Below are 19,433 nucleotides of genomic sequence, written 5' to 3'. Positions count from 1 at the left end.
GCCGTCGGGGGGCAGTGGCACACTGGCCCACATGACCGACGCGCTCGACGCCTTCTCCGCGCCCACGCGCGAGTGGTTCCGTGCCGTCTTCGCCGCCCCGACGGCGGTGCAGGTCGAGGCCTGGACGGCCATCGCCCGCGGCGATCACGCCCTCGTCGTCGCCCCGACCGGATCGGGCAAGACGCTCGCCGCGTTCCTGTGGGCCCTGGACCGCCTGGCGGCGCGCCCCCGGACGGCCGGCACCACCGTCGTGTACGTGTCGCCGCTCAAGGCGCTCGGGGTCGACGTCGAGCGCAACCTCCGCGCCCCCCTCACCGGGATGCGCGTGACGGCCGAGCGGCTGGGCCTGCCGCCGGCCGACGTGACGGTCGGCGTCCGCAGCGGGGACACGACGTCGCGGGAGCGGGCGGCGCTGCTGCGCCGGCCCCCCGACATCCTCATCACCACGCCCGAATCGCTCTACCTCATGCTCACGAGCTCGGCCCGCAGCACACTGACCGGCGTCGAGACGGTCATCGTCGATGAGATCCACGCGGTGGCCGGCACCAAGCGCGGCAGCCACCTGGCCCTCAGCCTCGAGAGGCTCGACGCGCTCGTCGGCAACGACGTGCAGCGCGTCGCGCTGTCGGCGACGGTCAGGCCCATCGAGCGGGTGGCCCAGTTCCTGGGGGGAGACCGCACGGTCACCGTCGTCGCCCCGCCGACGGCGAAGGAGTGGGACGTGCACGTCCGGCTGCCCGTGGCCGACATCACGGACCCGGGCCCCGCCCCCGGTGCCGAGACGCCCGTCGACCCGCTGCTCGCGGGCCCGGGCACCGACACGCTGGGCGTGGACGCCCCGTCGGGCTCGTCGCTGTGGCCGCACATCGAGCAGGAGGTCTACGACGCCGTCATCGGCGGCCGGTCGACGCTGGTGTTCACCAATTCACGCCGGGTGGCGGAGCGCTTGACGGCGCGGCTCAACGAGATCTGGGCGGCCCGCCACGCGCCGGACACGCTCCCGGCGACGCCGGACCGGCCGCCCGCCCAGATGATGGCCGCCTCCGACGTGTCGCGCGGCGCGCCCGCGGTGATCGCCCGCGCGCACCACGGGTCGGTCAGCAAGGAGGCGCGCGCCGAGATCGAGGGCGCGCTCAAGTCCGGCGAGCTCCGCTGCGTCGTCGCGACCAGTTCGCTCGAGCTCGGCATCGACATGGGCGCCGTGGACCGCGTCATCCAGGTGGGGGCCCCGCCGACGGTCGCCGGGGCGCTGCAGAGGATCGGCCGGGCCGGCCACGTCGTGGGCGCCGTCAGCGTCGGGGACGTGTACCCGCTGCACCGCGGCGACCTGGCTCCCGCGGTCGTCGCCACCGAACAGATGCTCGCCGGCCGCATCGAGGAGCTGCGGATCCCGCGCCATCCACTCGACGTGTTGGCCCAGCAGACCGTCGCAGCCGCCGCGGCGGCGGGAGAGACCGGCCTCGACGTCGACGCCTGGTACGCCACCGTCACCCGCTCCCAGCCGTACGCCGGCTTGGACCGCGCGCTGCTGGACTCCGTCGTCGAACTCCTGACCGGCGCGTACCCGTCGGCGGACTTCGGGGAGCTGCGGGCCCGCCTGGTCCTGGGCGACGACGGGCGGCTCCATCCCCGGCCCGGCGCGCTGCGCCTCGCCGCGACGTCGGGCGGCACCATCCCGGACCGGGGCATGTTCGGCGTCTTCCTCGCCGGGGACGAGCAGGGGGCCCGGCGGGTGGGCGAACTCGACGAGGAGATGGTCTACGAGTCGCGCGTCGGCGACGTGTTCACCCTCGGCGCCTCGGCCTGGCAGATCCAGGAGATCACCCGCGACCAGGTCCGCGTGACGCCCGCCCCCGGGCGCACTGGACGGCTGCCGTTCTGGCGCGGCGACGACGAGGGCCGCCCCGCCGAGCTGGGCCGCGACATCGGGAGGTTCCTCAAGGAGGCCGCCCGCGACCCCCGCCGCCTGGACGCCGGGCATGTGGACGCCAACACCGCCGCCAACCTCGCCACCTACCTGGCCGAGCAGCGGGCCGCCACCGGGGCGCTGCCCGACGACTCGACGGTCGTGATCGAGCGGTTCCGCGACGAGCTGGGCGACTGGCGGGTCGTCGTGCACTCGCCGCTGGGCCGGCGCCTGCTCGGGGCCTGGTCGCTGTTGATGGCCGAGGCGTTGTCGCGGGCGGCCGGCGTCGACGTCCAGCCGGTGGCCTCCGACGACGGCGTCGTCCTGCGTCTCCCGGACTGCGAGGCCGCGGACCGGCTCCCCGAGCTGCTGCTGGCCGACCCCGACGAGGTCGTCGCCATCGTCACCGAGCAGGTCGGCGGCACCGCGCTGTTCGCCGGCCGGTTCCGGGAGTGCGCCGCCCGCGCCCTGCTCCTGCCCCGCCGGACCCCGGGGCGCCGCGCGCCGCTGTGGCAGCAGCGGCAGCGGGCCGCGCAATTGCTCGAGGTGGCCCGGCACCACCCCCGCTTCCCCATCATCATCGAGACGGTCCGCGAGGTGACCCAGGACGTCTACGACCTGCCGGGCCTCGTGGAGCTGATGCGCGGGCTGCGCTCCGGCGGGGTGCGGCTGGTCGAGGTCACGACCGAGCAGCCCAGCCCGTTCGCCGCGACGATCCTGTTCCGCTACACCGGGGCGTTCCTGTACGACGGCGACACCCCGCTGGCCGAGCGCCGCGCCGCGATGCTGTCGATGGACCCCGAGTTGCTGGCCGCCGCCCTCGGCACGCTCGACCTCCGGGAACTGCTCGACCCGGACGTCGTGGCCCAGGTGGTCGCTGAGCTGCAGCACACGGCGCCCGAGCGGCGCGCCGCCACTGCCGACGACCTCGCCGAGCTCCCGCGCCTGCTGGGCCCGATCCCGCTCACCGACCTCCCGGACCGCGTGACCCTCGCGGACGTCGACGCGGCCATCGCCGCCGTGGCGGGGCGGGTCGCGGTGGTGCGGGTGGCCGGCGAGCCGCACCTGGTCGCCGCCGCCGACCTGGGGCTCCTGCGCGACGCCCTCGGCGTCCCCGTCCCCGCCGGCCACACGGCGCCGGCCACGACGGAGGGCCGGGACCCGCTGACGCAGCTCGTCGCCCGCTACGCGCGCACCCACGGCCCGTTCACCGCCGCCGAGGTCGCGGCCGCGTTCGGTCTCGGCGTGGCGACGGTCTCCCTCATCCTCGACCGGGAGATCGCCGGCCGGCGGCTGACCTCCGGCCGGTTCACCCCGGGCGCCACGGAGACCGAGGTCGTCGACCCCGAGGTGCTGCGCCGGCTGCGGACCCGCAGCCTCGCCGCCGCCCGCCGTGAGCTGCAGCCCGTGTCGCAGAGCGCCTACGCGCGCTTCCTCGCGGCCAGTCACCAGCTCGACGACCGCCCCTCCTCCACGCCCGACGAGGTGCTCCTGACCCTCCAACGCCTTGCCGGGGCCGTCCTGCCGGCCAGCGCCTGGGAGACGCACGTGCTCCCCGCACGCCTAGCGGGCTACTCCCCCGCCCACCTCGACGCACTCCTCGCGGAGTCGGAGGTCGTGATCCGCGTGCGGGGGTCCGCCGGCGCCAACGATCCGCTGATCGCGCTCGTCCCCGCCGGGGACCTGGACCTGCTCGGCCCGGCCGAGGGCGCTCCGTCGGAGGACTCACTGGCCGTGGCCCGGGCCCTGGCCGACGGCGACGGCACGTTCGCGGCCCTCCACGCGGCCCTGGGCGGGACGACCGCTGAGGTCACGGAGGCGTTGTGGCGCGCCGCGGAGGAGGGTGCCATCGCGCCGGCGTCGATGGCGGCCGTGCGCGCCCGCATCGGCGGCAGCGCCCGCGGCGCCCACCGCGCCCCGCGGCCGGCCCCGCGCCGGCGCGCCCGGCTCCCGCGTCCGTCCCGCTCGCTGTTGATGGCGGGAGGCGCCCTCACCCCGCCGTCGGGCGCGGGGCGCTGGTACCGCGTCCGCGACCCGGAGCTGCCGCCGGCGGAGGCGGCGATCGCGACCGCCTCCGCATGGCTGGAGCGCCAGGGCGTCGTCACCCGCGGCGGCGTGACCGCCGACGGGACCCCCGGCGGATTCGCGGCCGCCTACCGCCTCCTCTCGGAGCTGGAACTGGCCGGGACCGTCCTGCGCGGCTACGTCGTGGAGGGGCTGGGCGGCGCCCAGTTCACCACACGGGAGGTGCTCGAACTCGTCCGCGGCTTCGCGGACTCGCCCGACCGGGCGGCGTGGCCCTCTGGGACCGAGCATCCGGCCGCGATCGTGCTGGCCGCGCTGGACCCCGCCAATCCGTACGGCAGTGTGCTGCCCTGGCCGGAGCACCCGAGCGCCCGCCCCGCCCGGGCCGCGGGCGCCCTCGTGGTGCTGGCCGACGGGCTCTGCCTGGCCCATCTCACCCGCGGCGGCCGGGTGCTCACCCTCTTCGCCGACGACGACACGCGCGCCGACCGGGCCACCCTCGTCACCCGCGCCTTGCTCGCCGCCATCGCCGAGGGACGCATGGAGCGGCTGCGCATCGAGGAGATCGACGGCGACCGCGCCGGCGCCTCCGGGCTGGAGGCCGTGATGCGGGCGGCCGGCGCGCGCCTCTCGCCCAAGGGGCTGACGCTGGAGGCCGGCCGTGCCTGAGGGCGACTCGGTCCTGCGCCTCTCCGACCGCCTGCAGCCGCTGGTCGGCCGCACGATCGAGCGCACCGACTTCCGGGTCCCTCAGCTGGCCACCGCCACCCTCAACGGCACGACGGTGCGGCGCGTCTGGCCGCACGGCAAGCATCTCTTCTGGCTGTGCGACGAGACGATCCTCCACACGCATCTGCGGATGGACGGCACCTGGCGCATCCATCCCGCGGGAACCCGCTGGTCCCTGCCCGCCCACACCGCGCGCGTGGTCATCCGGGTGAGCGGCGGCGTCGAGCTCGTCGGCCACGACCTCGGGCTCATCGAGCTCTGGCCTGCCGCGGAGTACGCGTCCCGCACCGCGCACCTGGGCCCCGACCCGCTGGCCGACGACTGGTCGACGGCCGGCCGGTGGTCCCCAACCGGCCGCCACGAGGCGGTGCGCCGGCTGGCCGAGGCCGCCGCGGCCGGACGGAGCCTCGGCGAGGCGCTCCTCGACCAGCGGATCGTCGCCGGCATCGGCAACGAGTACCGGGCCGAGCTGTGCTTCCTGCTCGGCACCCATCCCGCGACCCGCGCGGACGCCCTCAACGCCGAGGCTGTCGTCGACCTCGTGGGCCGAGTCATGCGCGGCAACCTGACCAGCCCGGTGCGCACGTTCACCGGCGACCACAGGCCGGGGCACACCAGCTTCGTGTTCGGGCGCAAGGGGAGGCCATGCCGCCGGTGCGGCACCGCGATCCGCGGCGGGACGCTGGGCGGGGCGGACACCGTCGCGGATCCGCGCGCGGGCCAGGAGCGCGTCATCTGGTGGTGCCCCGCGTGCCAGCCGCTGCCCGGCTGACGCGGCCCTCCGCTGCGCCCCCGACCGCGATGTGACAAGATCATCTCTGCACGATCATCGTTTACCAGGAGGTGGGTCGTGGCCGCCACGATGCGCGACGTCGCACTCCTCGCCGGTGTCTCGGCCAAGACCGTCTCCAACGTCGTCAACGCCCACCCGCACGTCAGCGAAAGCACCCGCAAGAAGGTGCTGCAGGCCATCGAGAAGCTCGACTACGAGCTCAACGTCACCGCCCGCAACCTGCGCAAGGGGCGCACCGGCCTCATCGGCCTGGCGCTGCCCGAGCTGAAGCTGCCCTACTTCGCGGAACTCGCGGACTCGGTCATCGTCGAGGCGGAGAAGGTGGGCCTGCGCGTGCTCATCGAACAGACCAACGCGGACCGCGACCGCGAGATCGACGTCCTGCATGGCCAGCGCCGCTTCATGACCGACGGGCTGATCTTCTCGCCGCTGGCGCTGGGGATGGACGACATCCACCTGTTCAAGGTGGACTTCCCGCTGGTCCTGCTCGGCGAGCGCGTCTTCGGCTCCACCAACGACCACATCACCATGAGCAACGTGGAGGCGGCCAAGGCCGCGACGCGCCGGCTCATCGAGTCGGGCCGCCGCCGGATCGCGGTCGTGGGCGCCCACCCCGGGGAGGTCGTCGGCTCGGCGGCGCTGCGCGAGCAGGGCTACCGCACGGCCCTCACCGAGGCCGGGATCCCCGTCGACGAGAACCTGGTCCGCACGACCGTCCTGTGGCACCGCAGCACCGGGGCGGAGGCCACGGACGAGCTCATCGACTCCGGGGAGCCGTTCGACGCCGTCTTCGCCCTCAACGACGCGCTCGCGATGGGTGTCCTGCACAGCCTCCACGCGCACCGGATCGAGGTTCCCGGCGACGTCGCGGTGATCGGCTTCGACAACATCGAGGACGCCGCCTACACGCGCCCCACCCTCAGCACCGTGTCCCCGGGGCGCGAGGAGATCGCGCGGCGCGCGATCGAGTTGCTGGAGATGCGGATCGGGGAGGCCAACGCCGCACCCGAGCACCGCCGCCCCATCCAGCGGGTCTACGCCGACTTCGAGGTAGTGCTGCGCGAGTCGACGGGCTGAGTCAGCCCTCGGACCCGACGACGCTGGCCGACTCCAGGCCCCGCCGGGTCAGCCACCCGGTCACCCAGGCGAACGCGCCGGGGCCGAAGAGCAGCCCGACCGGCGGGACGGCCACCGCGACCACGAGCAGTGCTGCCACCGTCACCACCCACGCGGCGGAGGTGCCGGGCGACAGCGCCGGCATGGCCAGCGCCAGCCGCCAGAGGGACGAGGCCGGGGCGCCGCTGAGCGCCGGCCGGTCGAGGAGGGCCATCAGGTACCCCGTGGCCAGCATCAGCCACGCGGCCAGGAGGAGCGTCAGGCCGAGGACGACGGGCATCCACGGTTCGCCGCCCCGCGACAGCACCCAGATGTTGACGGCCATGATCAGCAGCGCCACGGTGGCAGGCCACCCGACGGCGTTTGCCCGCCACAGGTGGCGCCGCCAGCTGCGGAAGAACTCCCCGACGGGGGAGGCGCTCGCGTCGGGGGTGCCGAGCCGGGAGAGGACCGCGCCCGCGGCCACGCCGGCCGGCAGCCAGCCGAGGATCACGCCGCCGGCCAGCACACCCACTGCCCAGCACAGCGTGATCTCCACCGGCTGCGTGAGCCGGGTCAACCAGCGCATGGCGACGTGTGACCAGCCGCCGTCGTCGGATCCGGCGCGACGCGGCCGCCTCAGGCCCTGATCCCCCACACCACCACGCTCCGCTCGTCGATGCCGGCGAACGCGACGCCGTGGGATTCGACGAACAGCACGGCGTCGAGGTCGCTTCCGTCGACGGTGACCCTACCGCGCCCGTGCAGCGCCAGGGCGTCGAGCTGGCCGGCCGCCAGCGTCTGCCGGCTCGGGCGTCGGATGAGATCGGGACCCGGTTCGAGCCGGTAGACCAGCCAGTCGCCGGCCAGATCCGGCGTGTCGTCGACGGCGGGACCGGCGTACGGCAGCGGGCTGGCCAGCGGCCATCCCGTCTGGGTCCACAGCAGCCGCCGGAGGTGGGCGGTGTGCCGGGTCGGCTCGGCGCCGTCGCGGACGTGGTGGACGAGGAAGCGCCCGGACTCTGTGACGAGGTGCGAGCTGTGCCCGGGGGCCTGCCAGAGCCGGCCGTCGGGGGCCTCGTAGCCGGCCACGATCATCAGGCCGTTCTCGGCGGGCGGTTCCCCGTCGTCGACGAGGGCGCGTCCCGCGTGGTCCACGTACGGACCCGTGATGGCGCCCGCCCGGGCGACCCGGACGCTGTAGGTGTCGAAGAGCGAGTCGAAGGAGCAGAACAGCGCGTAGGTCGCCGACTCCGCGTCCCACAGTGCGTGGCCACCCTCGACGGCGCCGTGGATCGACGCCGCCCGGCGGACGACGGGTGTGCCGAGGTCGCCCGGCTCGGCCGGCAGACCGTCGGGGCGCAGCGGGAGGATCCGCAGGCCGCCGAAGAACGACCCGTACAGCAGCCAGTCGGCGCCCTCGGCGTCGACGACCACCGCCGCGTCAATGGCGTTGACGACGTCCCGCTCGTGCTGCGTCCGGACGACCACGGCCCGGTGCTCCCACGGCCCCGCGGCTGAGGGCGCCGTGGCAAAGGAGATGGCGGACGTCCGAGAGCCGAAGGAGCTCGCCGAGTAGTACATGCGGTACTCGTGGCCGCGCCGGACGACCTCGGGGGCCCAGATGCCTGTGGCACCGCTCCAGTCGGCGGCCTCGCTGGGCACGCCAGTGAAGGCGTGCCCGAGCCAGGACCACTCGACGAGGTCGCGCGACTGGCGGATCTGAACGCCCACACCCGGAGCGCCCGCGACGGCGGTGTCGGTGGAGAACATCAGCCACCGCCCGTCCCCGGCGTCGACGACGGTGGGGTCGTGCGCGCCCCAGGCCCCCGGGTCCGCGGTGCCGTCGGAGACGGCGGTGAGGTAGTCCGGCTCCACGTCAGCCCTTCGTTCCGGTGAGCGCCACCGACTCGATGATCTGCCGCTGGAACGCGAGGAAGATGACGAAGACGGGGATCAGCGCGATGACCGAGGCGGCCATGATGAGCGGATAGTCGGTCTGGATCGCGTAGTTCGCGTTGAAGTTCGCGATGACCACCTGCAGCGTCTGCCGCTCGGGGGTGTTGAGGTAGATCAGCGGGGCCAGGTAGTCGTTCCAGACCGCCATGAACCACAGGATGAACTGGGCGGCGATGGCCGGCCGGATCAGCGGCAACACCACAGAGCCGAAGATCCGCAGGTAGCCCGCGCCGTCGATCTTCGCGGCCTCGATCAGCGAATCGGGCACGCTGCCCAGGTACTGGCGTAGGAAGAAGATCATCATGATGTTGCCGAACAGGCCGGGCACGATGAGCGGCAGCAGGGTGTCGACCCAGCCGAGGCCGGCGAACATCACGAACTGCGGGATCATCAGGGTCGGGAAGGGGATCATCAACCCGGCCAGCATGAACAGGAAGATGAAGTCCTTGCCCGGCAGGCGCAGCTTCGCGAACGCGAAGGCGGCCAGCGTCGAGGTGAGGGAGCCCACGATCGTGACCGACAGCGACACGATCAGCGAGTTCTTGATGCCCGACAGCAGGGGGCCCGCGGTCCACACCCGCACGTAGTTGTCCCACTGCGGGATGGGCGGGATCCACTCCGGCGGCAGGGCGAAGACGCCCTCGCGGGTCTTCAGCGACGTGGAGATCATCCACAGCAGCGGGGCCACCATGACGATGCCTCCGATGAGCAGCAGAACCGCGACGATGATGTTGCCGGTGCGGTAGCGCCTCTTGGCGTTGCTGGCCATGTCAGTCGACCCCCTCGTGTGCGTTGCGGGCGTTCAGCCAGAACTGGAACGCGGTGATGAGGAACACCAGGATCCCGAGGAGGACGGCCATCGCGGACGCATACCCCATCTGGAGGTTGGAGAAGGCCTGGCGCCAGATGTACCAGACGACCGAGGCGGAGCTGAACTCCGGGCCGCCCGTCGGGGTCATGATGTTGATCTCGGTGAAGATCTGCGAGCCGGCGATGATGTTGGTGACCACGAGGAAGAACGTGACCGGCTGCACCATGGGCAGCGTGATGTGCCAGAACCGCTTCATCGAGCTGGCGCCGTCGAGTTCAGCCGCCTCGTACAGGGAGCGCGGCACGCTCTGCAGCGCGGCGAGGTAGAGCAGCATGGAGTAGCCCAGGCCCTTCCAGATCGCCATGATGATGAGCGCCGGCTTCACCGTGGAGACGTTCATGAGCCAGTTCGGGCCGTCGACGCCGATCAGTTCCAGCGCCTGGTTCACCAGGCCGAAGTCACCGTTGTAGGCCCACTGCCACAGGATGGACACCGCCGCCAGGGACGACACGACCGGCACGTAGTAGATGGCGCGGAAGAAGGACTGTCCCGGCATGCGCCGGTTCATGGCCAGCGCCAGCGTCAGGGAGAGCGCCAGCCCGATCGGGATGCCGATCATGTAGAAGAACGTGTTGAACAGCGACGTCCGGAAGTACGGGTCGCCGAACGCCTGCCGGTAGTTGGCCAGACCGATCCAGGTCGGCGAGCTCAGCATGTTCCAGTTCGTGAACGACGCGTAGATGCTGTACAGGAACGGGCCGATCGCGAAGGTCAGGAACCCGACCAGGGGCAGCGCGATGAAGGCGGCCGCCACGAGGTGTTCGCGACGGTACAGCTTCGACTTGCGCTTCGGCGGCGGCGACGGCGGTGACGCGGTGGCCGCGCGTGCCGCGGGGGCGGCGGGGGCCGTGGTGGCACTCATGCTTGTCCTCGGATGACGAGGGGCGGGACCCGGGAGGGGCCCCGCCCCATCAGTGGATACGGGTCAGCGGCCGGCGGCCATGTTGGCCTGGTCCAGCTTCTGCTGCATACGGGGCTGCATCTGGGCGAGCCAGTCGGCAGCCGTGACCTTGCCGTCGAGGACCTGCTGGATGTCGATCCAGAAGTCGTCGTACCACTCGGGCGACCAGGTCTCCGCAGCCGGCAGCGCACGGCCGTAGTCGCGGGCGATCTGGACGAACTCTTCCTTGTTGGCCGGAGCCAGCTCGTCGTCGAGGTACTCGCCCTCGGCCATGTCGACCAGGTTCGGGATCTGGACGCCGGCCTTGTAGAGGCTGCGCTGGGTCTCCTCGTCGGCGGAGAGGAACATCGCGAGCTGGGTGGCGAGCTCGGGGTGCTTGGTCTTGTTGGACACGGAGATGCCGAGCGACCCGAGCCACGTGGCGGTCTCGCCGGTCTTACCCACGGGCCAAGGGATGAGGTCCCACTCGAAGTCGAGCTCGCGGTACGTGGACACGTCCCACGGTCCGACGGGGAAGAAGCCGATCTGGCCGCGCATCCAGCGCTGGTAGGTGTCCATGGTCTGTGCCTGCTCGACCGACGGGGTGGACTTGTCGACGAGCTGGATGTCGGCGAAGTCCTGCAGGGCCTCGGCGAACTCCGGGGTGTCGACGGTGACCGTGCGGCGCTCCTCGTCGGCCCAGTCGGCGCCGTTGGACCAGACCCACGCCTGCAGGTTCCAGACGACGTTGAGGCCGGTGCCCCACTGCTCGTCCTTGGTGAGCTGCTTGGCGACCTCGCGGAACTCGGCCCACGTGTAGGGCTTGTCCTTGTCGGGCAGCGGGATCCCCGCGGCCTCGAGCATGGTCTTGTTGTAGCCGAAGGAGAACGGGCCGACGTCCTTGGGCAGGCCGTAGATGTCGCCCTGGCCGACCTGGTCGCCGTCGAAGCGGTAGGAGTCGACGCCGTACTTCCACACGCGGTCGATGTCGAGGCCGGCGGCCTCGATGTCGGGGGTGATGTTCTTCACGATGCCGTTCTTGGCGAACGCCATGACCGAACCCTGCTCGAGGTAGAACACGTCGGGTACCTGGTTGCCGGTGATGGCGGCCTGCAGCTTGGTGCGGTACTGGTCGGCGTCGGTCACGATGACCTTGACCTTGGCGCCGGTCTGCTTCTCGAACGCGGCGATGGCCTGGTCGTAGGCCTTGCGCTCGTCCTCGCCGCCGCGGAACATGTAGGTCAGCTCGACGCCCGCGCCGCCGGCGGCGGAGCCGCTGGCAGAGCTCGAGCTGCCCGTGCTGGTCTCGCCGCCACAGGCCGCCAGACCGGCTGCCATCGCGGCCGCGCCGATGCCCCCGAGGAGCGAGCGGCGGGAAAAGTTGCCAAACATTGGTGGCCCTTTCATGTCATCGGGCCGGTGCCGCGAACCCGCCTTCCTTGGCGGGCCATCGGGAGGTTTCCGACCCTGGAACTCTCACTGGGACATTTGTAGACGGTAATCGATGAATACGTCAAGTCCCTGTGACCAGATCGTGATCTTTGCGCTCCCGGCACGCCTTTGACGGTGCCCCCTTGACCTCGCGGGGCGGGCATGTCATCATCCATTTACATCGATGAAAGTCACGACCGGCGAAGGAGCCCGTCCCCCATGAGCACAGCACGTCTCGTCATGAACCCCGCCTTCACGGTGGGCCCCGTCCGCCGGCGCACCTTCGGGTCCTTCGTCGAGCACCTGGGCCGATGCGTCTACACGGGCATCTACGAACCGGGTCACGAGAAGGCCGACGAGGACGGCTTCCGCACCGATGTGCTGGAACTCGTCCGCGAGCTCGGCGTGTCCACCGTGCGCTACCCCGGCGGCAACTTCGTCTCGGGCTACCGCTGGGAGGACGGGGTCGGCCCCGTCGACCAGCGCCCGCAGCGGCTGGACCTGGCGTGGCACTCGATGGAGCCCAACACCGTCGGCACCGACGAGTTCATGACCTGGGCCGGGAAGGCGGGCATCGAACCGATGATGGCCGTCAACCTCGGCACCCGCGGCGTGCAGGAGGCCCTCGACGTCCTCGAGTACTGCAACGTGCCGGGCGGTTCGCACTGGGCCGAGCAGCGCCGTGCCAACGGGGCGGACGAGCCCTACCGCGTGAAGATGTGGTGCCTCGGCAACGAGATGGACGGCCCGTGGCAGATCGGCCACAAGACCGCCGAGGAATACGGACGGGTCGCCGCAGAGACCGCCCGCGCCATGCGGATGATCGACCCGGGGTTGGAGCTCGTCGCCTGCGGCTCCTCGTCGCGGTCGATGCCCACCTTCGGCGAGTGGGAGCGCACCGTGCTGACCGAGGCCTACGACCAGGTCGACATGATCTCGGCGCACGCCTACTACTGGGAGAAGGAGGCCGGCCTCCAGGAGTTCCTCGTCTCCGCCGAGGACATGGACCGCTTCATCGCAGCCGTCGCCGCGACCGCCGACACCGTCGCCGCCGCCCGGAAGTCCGACAAGGTCATCGGCATCTCCTTCGACGAGTGGAACGTCTGGTACCAGGACCGCACGCCGTCGAAGCCCCCGACGGGCGACGACTGGCCGGTGGCACCGCGCCTGCTGGAGGACAACTACACCGTCGCCGACGCCGTCGTGGTGGGCAACCTGCTCATCTCGCTGCTGCGGCACACCGACCGCGTGTGGTCGGCCAGCCAGGCCCAGCTCGTCAACGTCATCGCGCCGATCATGGCCGAGCCCGAGGGACCGGTCTGGAAGCAGACGATCTTCCACCCGTTCGCGCTGACCGCCGCGCACGCGAAGGGAGACGTCCTGCGCGTCATCATTGACGGCTCCACCATCGACAGCGCCGAGTTCGGCCCGGTGCAGGCCGTCGACGCGGTGGCCACGTGGGACGAGGCCGAGGGCGCCATCTTCCTGGTCAACCGCCACGAGACCGACACCGTCAGCGTGACCATCGAGGTCCCGGCCGGCTGCCGGCTCACGGAGGCCGTCACCCTCAACCACGACGACCCCCGCTGGCAGGCCGGCCCCGACGACGACACCACCGTCGTCCCCCGCCCCAACACCAGCGCCGCGCTCGACGGGCAGACGCTCACGCTCGAGTTGCCCGCCATCTCCTGGAGCATGGTGAGGCTGTCGCGATGAGGATCGCCCAGTGGGGGGCGGCCGCGCTCGCCGGCGCGCTGCTCCTCACCGGGTGCCAACCCGACGCCGCCGACAAGTCCGTCTCCGCAGTCGCGACGGAGATCCCTGTCTCCGGCGACATCCGCACGCACGACCCGGGGCTCGTCGTCGGCGACGGCGACCAGCCGTGGATGGTGTTCTCCACCGGCGACCTGCGCGTCGGCCTCGGCGCGATCCAGGTCCGCACCTCGCCGGACGGCCGTGCGTGGACCCACGCAGGACACGCCTGGACGCCGTCGACCGAGCCCACCTGGGCCATCGAGAAGATCCAGGGCGTCGAGAACTTCTGGGCCCCAGAGGTGTTCGAGCACGACGGCACCTGGTACCTCTACTACTCCGCGTCCACCTTCGGCTCCAACACCTCGGCCATCGGGCTGCGGACCAACGCGAACCTCGACCCCGAGAACCCGTCCGACGGATGGGTGGACCAGGGCGAGGTCTGGAGTTCCGACGGCTCGGCCAACTACAACGCGATCGACCCGGCCGTCATCATCGACGGGGACGGCCAGGGGTGGATGGCCTTCGGCTCCTTCTGGGGAGGCATCCAGCTCATCGAGCTCGACTTCCCCTCCGGCAAGCCGCCGGCCGGCGCGGAGCCGGTCACCATCGCCGATCGCGGGTTCCCGCCCAACGCCATCGAGGCACCCGCCCTGCTGCATCGCGACGGCTGGTACTACCTGTTCGTCTCCTTCGACTCGTGCTGCCGGGGCACCGACAGCACGTACTCCATCAACGTCGGCCGCGCCGAGCAGGTGTCGGGGCCCTATCTCGACGCCGACGGGGTTCCCCTGCTCGAGGGCGGCGGCACCCTGCTGCTCGACACCGACGGCGACCGCATCGGGCCCGGCGGCCAGTCCGTCTCCGGCAACCACCTGGCCTTCCACTACTACGACGCATCCCTGGGCGGTGACTTCCAGCTGGCGATCCGCGAGCTGGGCTGGTCGCCCGACGGATGGCCCGTCCTCACCACCGCCCCACCAGATCAGGAGTCCTGACCCATGTTTCACAGAGTTGTGATCCCCGTGCCCGCCTCCCGCCGGTCCAAGGTCCTCGCGGCCCTGGCCGTCGGGGCGGCCCTCATCGGCGCCACGCCCGCGGACGCCGGCCCGCCCGCCGTCACTCCCCCGGCCCCCGAGTTCGCAGACGCGACCGTGCACGACCCCGACCACATCGAGGTCGACGGCGTCCACTACGTGTTCGGATCCCACCTGCAGGTGGCCAAGAGCGACGACCTCGTCGCCTGGGAGCAGGTCGCCGAGGGCGTCAACGACGCCAACCCGATCTTCGACGACGTCACCGAGGAGCTCGAGGAGGCCCTCGCGTGGGCCCAGTCCGACACCCTCTGGGCGCCTGACGTCACGCAGCTGCCCGACGGCCGCTTCGCCATGTACTACAACGCCTGCAAGGGCGACTCCCCCCGCTCCGCGATGGGGCTCGCCGTGGCTGACAAGGTGACCGGCCCGTACGAGGACCAGGGCATCTTCCTCAAGTCCGGCATGTGGGGCGAGGAGAGCGAGGACGGCACCGTCTACGACGCGACCGTCCACCCCAACGTCGTCGACCCGGACGTCTTCACCGACGCCGACGGCCGGTGGTGGATGGTCTACGGCAGCTTCTCGGGCGGCATCTTCATCCTCGAGCTTGACCCCGCCACCGGCTTCCCCCTGCCCGACCAGGGCTACGGCACGCACCTGTGGGGCGGCAACCACGCCCGCATCGAAGGTCCGGCCGTGCAGTACGACGCCGAGACCGGCTACTACTACCTGTACGTCACTTACGGCGGCCTCGACGCCACCGGCGGTTACAACGTGCGCGTGGCCCGGTCCACCGCCCCCGACGGGCCCTACGTCGACATGTCCGGCCGCGACATGGCCGAAGTGAAGGCCGACCCCACCAAGCCGCTGTTCGACGACGCCACGATCGCCCCCACCGCCGTGAAGCTCATGGGCAACCACGAGTTCTCCCGTGTCCCGGGCGATCCCGGCACCGGGCGCGGCATCGGCTACGTGTCCTCCGGCGGCAGCTCGCCCATCACGGTCGACGGGCAGTCCTACCTCATCTTCCACACCCGCTTCCCGGGCCAGGGAGAACTGCACCAAGTGCGGGTGCACGAGATGTTCCTCGACACCGAGGGCTGGCCCGTCGTGGCGCCGCTGCGCTACGGCGGCGAGGCCTCCGACGCCACCAAGCGGGCCGACGCCGTCGGCACCTGGGCCGTCGTCGACCACGCGCCCAAGGACATCGACACCGACGTGCACCGCGCCCAGGCGGTGACCCTCACCCAGGAGGGCGAGGTCACCGGCGCGCTCACCGGGACCTGGGAGCGCGACGGCCAGAGCCGCATCCTGCTCCACCTCGACGGCGACGTGATCGAGGCCGAACTGTCCCGACAGTTCGACCCGAACCGCGCCGAGTGGGTCTGGACCTTCTCCGGTCTGCGCGACAGCGGGGCCGCCCTCTGGGGCGTCCGCACGGAGCTCGTGCCGCCCGCCGAGGCGGTGCAGCGCGTCGCCGACGACCTGAACCTGCCCGACACCACCTCGACAGACCTCCTCCTGCCCACGGTGGGCACACAGGGCTCGACCATCGCGTGGGCCAGCTCCGTGCCCGCCGTGATCTCGCCCGACGGCGACGTCACCCGTCCCGCGCGGGGCGAGGCCGACGCCGTCGTCACCCTCACCGCGACGATCACGAACGGGGACGCCACCGCCGAGGTGTCCTTCCAGGTCACCGTGCCCGCCCGCTCGGGCACCGGGCTGGTCGCGAGCTATGGCTTCGACGGCGACCTCACCGGGACGCTGACCGGCACCGGCACCGTGACCGGCCCGAAGATCCCCGACCAGGGCGGGACGATCACCTACGCCGAAGGCGTGACGGGCCAGGCCGCCGTGTTCGACGGCGCCTCCGGCGTCCGGCTCCCCGACGGGCTGGTGCACGGTCCGACGTGGTCGGTGTCGCTGTGGCTGAACCCCGCCGAGACCAGGGCGTTCACGACGAGCTTCTTCGCCGCGCAGAGCACCGAGTCGTGGGTCAGCCTGCTGCCCGAGGGCCACGGCGGCGTCGGCGGGAACACCATGCTCTGGTCCGGGACCGCCTGGTACGACGCGGATCTCGGCCGGCGGATCCCGACGAACGAGTGGACGCACGTCGCGTTCACCGTCGACGCGGGCGACGTCGTCGCCTGGCTCGACGGCGAGCGCGTGTACGAGGGCGCGGGGTTCCCGGACGTCCTCAAGGACTCGACCGCGGTCTTCGCCCTCGGCGTGAACTGGTGGGACCTCCCCTACCGAGGCCTGATGGACGAGCTGCGCGTCTACGACGACGTGCTCACCGACGCGCAGGTGGCCGAGCTGGCTGCCGGCTGAGGGCTGGCCGCCGGCTAGGAGCTGGCGCGGACGACGAGCCGGGGTGGGAGGTGCTTCCGCCCCGGCTCGTCGCCGTGGATGGCCGCGACCAGGACGTCCACGCACGTGCCGCCCAGTTCCGTGAACGGCTGCGCCACCGTCGTCAGCGGAGGGGTGAAGTAGCCCGACCCGAGGGAGTCGTCGTAGCCGACCACCCGGATGCGCGCGGGGACGTCGACGCCGGCGTCGCGCAGCCCGGCCAACAGGCCGAGGGCGGTGGCGTCGTTGCCGCAGAAGACGGCGTCGGGCAGGGCGCCGTCGCGGAGGAGCACCTGGGCGGTGGCGTACCCGGATTCGGCCGACCAATCCCCCACCCTGACGGCCGGGACGGGGAGGTCGGCGGCGCCGAGCGCCTCGCGCCAGCCCACCATGCGCTCGCGCGCGTCGAACCAGTCCAGTGGGCCGGAGATGTGCTCGATCCGGCGGCACCCCCGTGCGATGAGGTGCTCGGTGGCCAGCCGCCCCCCGAGACGCTGGTCCACCGAGACGACGCGGTAGCCCTCGCCCGGCGCCATGTCGGCGACCATGACGGTCGGGATGCCGGTGGAGTGCTCGCGGGCCAGGCGCGCCATGGCCTCGTGGGGTGCCACCACGGCGATCCCCTCGACACCACGGTCCCGGAACCCGCGGAACACGGCGGCAACCTCGTCGTCGGAGGGGTTCTCCAGCGCCGCCACGAGTGTGGCGTAGCCGGCGCGCCGCGCCGCGACCTCGATGCCGGCCACCGTGTTGGACGGGCCGACGTAGCCGGCGCCGGTCCACACGACCCCGAGCAGCGCCGTCTGCTGCGTGATGAGCGCGCGGGCCGCGAGGTTGCGGCTGTAGCCGAGCTCGCGCATCGCGGCCTCCACCCGCTCCCGCGTCGCGGGGCGCACCTGCTCCGGGCTGTTGAGGACCCGCGACACCGTCTGGTGGGACACGCCCGCCAGACGGGCCACCGCCATCATCCCCGGGGGCCGGCCGGTCGACCGGCCCCGCGGGGATGTCATGTCAGGCTCAGACGCCCTGGACGAGGCGATGGTAGGCCTGCTCGAGACGGCGCTCCTGCGCGAAGCCGCGCGTCGTGGTGTGCTCGTCGATGACCGCCAGCTCCATGCCGGCGATCTCGGCGAAGTCCTCCCACATCTCGCGGGTGGTGGCGGTCGACATCGCGGTGTGGTGCGCGGCGCCGGAGATCAGCCAGCACTCGGCCGAGGTCGCGAAGTCGGGAGCCGGCTCCCAGACGGCGCGGGCGACGGGCAGGTTCGGCAGCGGGGCGTCGGGCTCCACGTTGGTCACCACGTTCATGGTGAGGCGGAAGCGCTCGCGCATGTCCGCCATGGCGACGACGAGCGCCGGGCCCGGGTCGGCGTCGAAGACCAGGCGCACCGGGTCCTCGCGGTCGCCGATGCCGAGCGGGTGGATCTCCAGCTTCGGCTTGGCGGTGGTCAGCGAGGGGCACACCTCGAGCATGTGGGCGCCGAGGATCTTCTCCCTGCCCGGGGTCATCTCGTAGCAGTAGTCCTCCATCAGGGACGCGCCGCCGGGCAGGCCGTAACCCATCACCTTCGCGAGCCGCACGAGGATGGCCGTCTTCCAGTCGCCCTCGGCGCCGAAGCCGTAGCCGGCGTCCATCAGCCGCTGCACGGCCAGGCCCGGGAGTTGCTTGAGGCCGCCAAGGTCCTCGAAGTTCGTGGTGAACGCGCCGAACTTGCCGGCCTCCAGGAAGCTGCGCAGGCCCAGCTCCTGCCGCGCGCCGTAGCGCAGGGCCTCGTGCCGGTCGCCGCCCTTGCGCAGCTCGGGCACGACGTCGTACAGCTCCTCGTACTCGGTGACCAGCGCGTCGATGGCGGCGTCGTCGACGGCGTCCACCGCGGCGACGAGGTCGTTGACGCCCCACGTGTTGACCGACACACCCAGCCGCAGCTCGGCCTCCGTCTTGTCACCCTCGGTGACGGCGACGTTGCGCATGTTGTCGCCGAAACGGGCGAGCTTCGTGTGGTGCAGCGCGTCCCAGCCGGCGGCCGCGCGGGCCCAGGTGCCGATCTTCTCCTGCACGACGGCGGTCGACGCGTGGCCGACGACGGTGCGGCGGGCCTTGCCCAGCCGCGAGGCGATGTAGGCGAACTCGCGGTCGCCGTGGGCGGACTGGTTGAGGTTCATGTAGTCCATGTCGATGGTGTCCCACGGCAGGCCCATCGAGGCCTGCGTGTGCAGGTGCAGCATCGGCTTGTCGAGGGCCGCCAGGCCGAGGATCCACATCTTGGCGGGCGAGAAGGTGTGCATCCAGGTGATGACACCGATGCAGGCGGGCTCGGCGTTGGCGGCGAGCATCTCCGTGCGGATGGCGTCGCGGTCCTTGAGCGTGGGGCGGTGCACGATCTTGACGGGGATGGCGTCGGCGCCGTCGAGGAGGGCGGCGACCTCGGCGGACTGCGAGGCGACCTGCTCCAGGGTCTCGGGGCCGTAGAGGTCCTGGGATCCGGTGAGGAACCAGATCTCCTTGCCGTCGAAGGGATTCTGCATGGGGTTCTCCTGAGGGATTGGGATCGTCGGCCCTTGTCATCCTCGGTGGCGACACGGCCCGATGTGAACGTTCACATCCT

General features: G+C 72.0%; 13 protein-coding genes. 6 read left to right on the top strand and 7 right to left on the bottom strand.

From position 1 onward, the window contains the following. The first annotated feature begins 31 nt into the window (after positions 1-31). The 3 genes from BCR15_RS04950 to BCR15_RS04940 all read left to right on the top strand — a co-directional run bounded on the left by BCR15_RS04950 (position 32) and on the right by BCR15_RS04940 (position 6,530). Entirely contained in the window at positions 32-4,600 is a 4,569-nt protein-coding gene (locus BCR15_RS04950) for an ATP-dependent helicase (protein WP_068750977.1), read from the top strand. Next, positions 4,593-5,432 carry a DNA-formamidopyrimidine glycosylase family protein gene (locus BCR15_RS04945; protein WP_068750975.1) on the top strand — a complete coding sequence of 280 codons (840 nt, stop codon included), beginning with the start codon at positions 4,593-4,595 and terminating at the stop codon, positions 5,430-5,432. The genes BCR15_RS04950 and BCR15_RS04945 overlap by 8 nt, the downstream gene beginning before the upstream one ends. A 78-nt stretch (positions 5,433-5,510) precedes the next feature. Continuing rightward, positions 5,511-6,530 carry a LacI family DNA-binding transcriptional regulator gene (locus BCR15_RS04940; protein ID WP_197971690.1) on the top strand — a complete coding sequence of 340 codons (1,020 nt, stop codon included), beginning with the start codon at positions 5,511-5,513 and terminating at the stop codon, positions 6,528-6,530. A 1-nt stretch (position 6,531) separates the two neighbouring features. Here the strand turns inward: BCR15_RS04940 and BCR15_RS04935 are convergent, their stop codons facing one another. The 5 genes from BCR15_RS04935 to BCR15_RS04915 all read right to left on the bottom strand — a co-directional run bounded on the left by BCR15_RS04935 (position 6,532) and on the right by BCR15_RS04915 (position 11,650). Then, on the bottom strand, positions 6,532-7,206 hold the full coding sequence (locus BCR15_RS04935; protein WP_068750973.1) for a DUF624 domain-containing protein: 675 nt from the start codon (positions 7,204-7,206) through the stop codon (positions 6,532-6,534). Continuing rightward, positions 7,188-8,426, bottom strand: a complete 1,239-nt coding sequence (locus BCR15_RS04930) for an arabinan endo-1,5-alpha-L-arabinosidase (RefSeq protein WP_068750971.1) — start codon at positions 8,424-8,426, stop codon at positions 7,188-7,190. The genes BCR15_RS04935 and BCR15_RS04930 overlap by 19 nt, the downstream gene beginning before the upstream one ends. Position 8,427: 1 nt before the next feature. Continuing rightward, the gene (locus BCR15_RS04925) at positions 8,428-9,276 is read right to left on the bottom strand and encodes a carbohydrate ABC transporter permease (protein WP_068750969.1); all 849 of its coding nucleotides are present in this window, start codon (positions 9,274-9,276) and stop codon (positions 8,428-8,430) included. A 1-nt stretch (position 9,277) separates the two neighbouring features. After that, positions 9,278-10,240 (bottom strand): carbohydrate ABC transporter permease, encoded by a 963-nt coding sequence (locus tag BCR15_RS04920; protein WP_078919678.1) that lies wholly within the window; start codon positions 10,238-10,240, stop codon positions 9,278-9,280. A 63-nt stretch (positions 10,241-10,303) separates the two neighbouring features. Further along, the gene (locus tag BCR15_RS04915) at positions 10,304-11,650 is read right to left on the bottom strand and encodes an ABC transporter substrate-binding protein (RefSeq protein ID WP_068750967.1); all 1,347 of its coding nucleotides are present in this window, start codon (positions 11,648-11,650) and stop codon (positions 10,304-10,306) included. 258 nt (positions 11,651-11,908) lie between these two features. Between BCR15_RS04915 and arfA the strand changes: the two genes are divergently transcribed. The 3 genes from arfA to BCR15_RS04900 are packed head-to-tail and all read left to right on the top strand — an operon-like array spanning position 11,909 to position 16,809. Further along, positions 11,909-13,405: an arabinosylfuranosidase ArfA gene (gene arfA / locus BCR15_RS04910; RefSeq protein ID WP_068750965.1), complete on the top strand. Its 1,497-nt coding sequence runs from the start codon at positions 11,909-11,911 to the stop codon at positions 13,403-13,405. Further along, complete coding sequence (locus BCR15_RS04905; protein WP_068750963.1) at positions 13,402-14,439, top strand: arabinan endo-1,5-alpha-L-arabinosidase; 1,038 nt, start codon at positions 13,402-13,404, stop codon at positions 14,437-14,439. The genes arfA and BCR15_RS04905 overlap by 4 nt, the downstream gene beginning before the upstream one ends. 3 nt (positions 14,440-14,442) lie before the next feature. Further along, entirely contained in the window at positions 14,443-16,809 is a 2,367-nt protein-coding gene (locus BCR15_RS04900) for a LamG-like jellyroll fold domain-containing protein (RefSeq protein ID WP_068750961.1), read from the top strand. A 14-nt stretch (positions 16,810-16,823) separates the two neighbouring features. On the opposite strand, the gene BCR15_RS04895 is transcribed toward BCR15_RS04900, so the two are convergent. Then, complete coding sequence (locus BCR15_RS04895; protein ID WP_228383468.1) at positions 16,824-17,792, bottom strand: LacI family DNA-binding transcriptional regulator; 969 nt, start codon at positions 17,790-17,792, stop codon at positions 16,824-16,826. Positions 17,793-17,844: 52 nt separating this feature from the next. Next, complete coding sequence (gene araA, locus BCR15_RS04890) at positions 17,845-19,353, bottom strand: L-arabinose isomerase (RefSeq protein WP_068750957.1); 1,509 nt, start codon at positions 19,351-19,353, stop codon at positions 17,845-17,847. Positions 19,354-19,433 lie beyond the last annotated feature (80 nt).

The organism is Tessaracoccus lapidicaptus, from assembly GCF_001693815.1.
Taxonomy (GTDB): domain Bacteria; phylum Actinomycetota; class Actinomycetes; order Propionibacteriales; family Propionibacteriaceae; genus Arachnia; species Arachnia lapidicapta.
Note: the sequence above shows the minus strand (reverse complement) of the source record. Positions and strands in the feature narration are given on the sequence as shown.

Coding starts and splice junctions, on each gene's coding strand:
- BCR15_RS04950 (WP_068750977.1), top strand. CDS start 32: ATGACCGACGCGCTCGACGCCTTCTCCGCGCCCACGCGCGAGTGGTTC.
- BCR15_RS04925 (WP_068750969.1), bottom strand. CDS start 9,276: ATGGCCAGCAACGCCAAGAGGCGCTACCGCACCGGCAACATCATCGTC.
- BCR15_RS04920 (WP_078919678.1), bottom strand. CDS start 10,240: ATGAGTGCCACCACGGCCCCCGCCGCCCCCGCGGCACGCGCGGCCACC.
- BCR15_RS04915 (WP_068750967.1), bottom strand. CDS start 11,650: ATGTTTGGCAACTTTTCCCGCCGCTCGCTCCTCGGGGGCATCGGCGCG.
- arfA (WP_068750965.1), top strand. CDS start 11,909: ATGAGCACAGCACGTCTCGTCATGAACCCCGCCTTCACGGTGGGCCCC.
- BCR15_RS04905 (WP_068750963.1), top strand. CDS start 13,402: ATGAGGATCGCCCAGTGGGGGGCGGCCGCGCTCGCCGGCGCGCTGCTC.
- BCR15_RS04900 (WP_068750961.1), top strand. CDS start 14,443: ATGTTTCACAGAGTTGTGATCCCCGTGCCCGCCTCCCGCCGGTCCAAG.
- BCR15_RS04895 (WP_228383468.1), bottom strand. CDS start 17,792: ATGGCGGTGGCCCGTCTGGCGGGCGTGTCCCACCAGACGGTGTCGCGG.
- araA (WP_068750957.1), bottom strand. CDS start 19,353: ATGCAGAATCCCTTCGACGGCAAGGAGATCTGGTTCCTCACCGGATCC.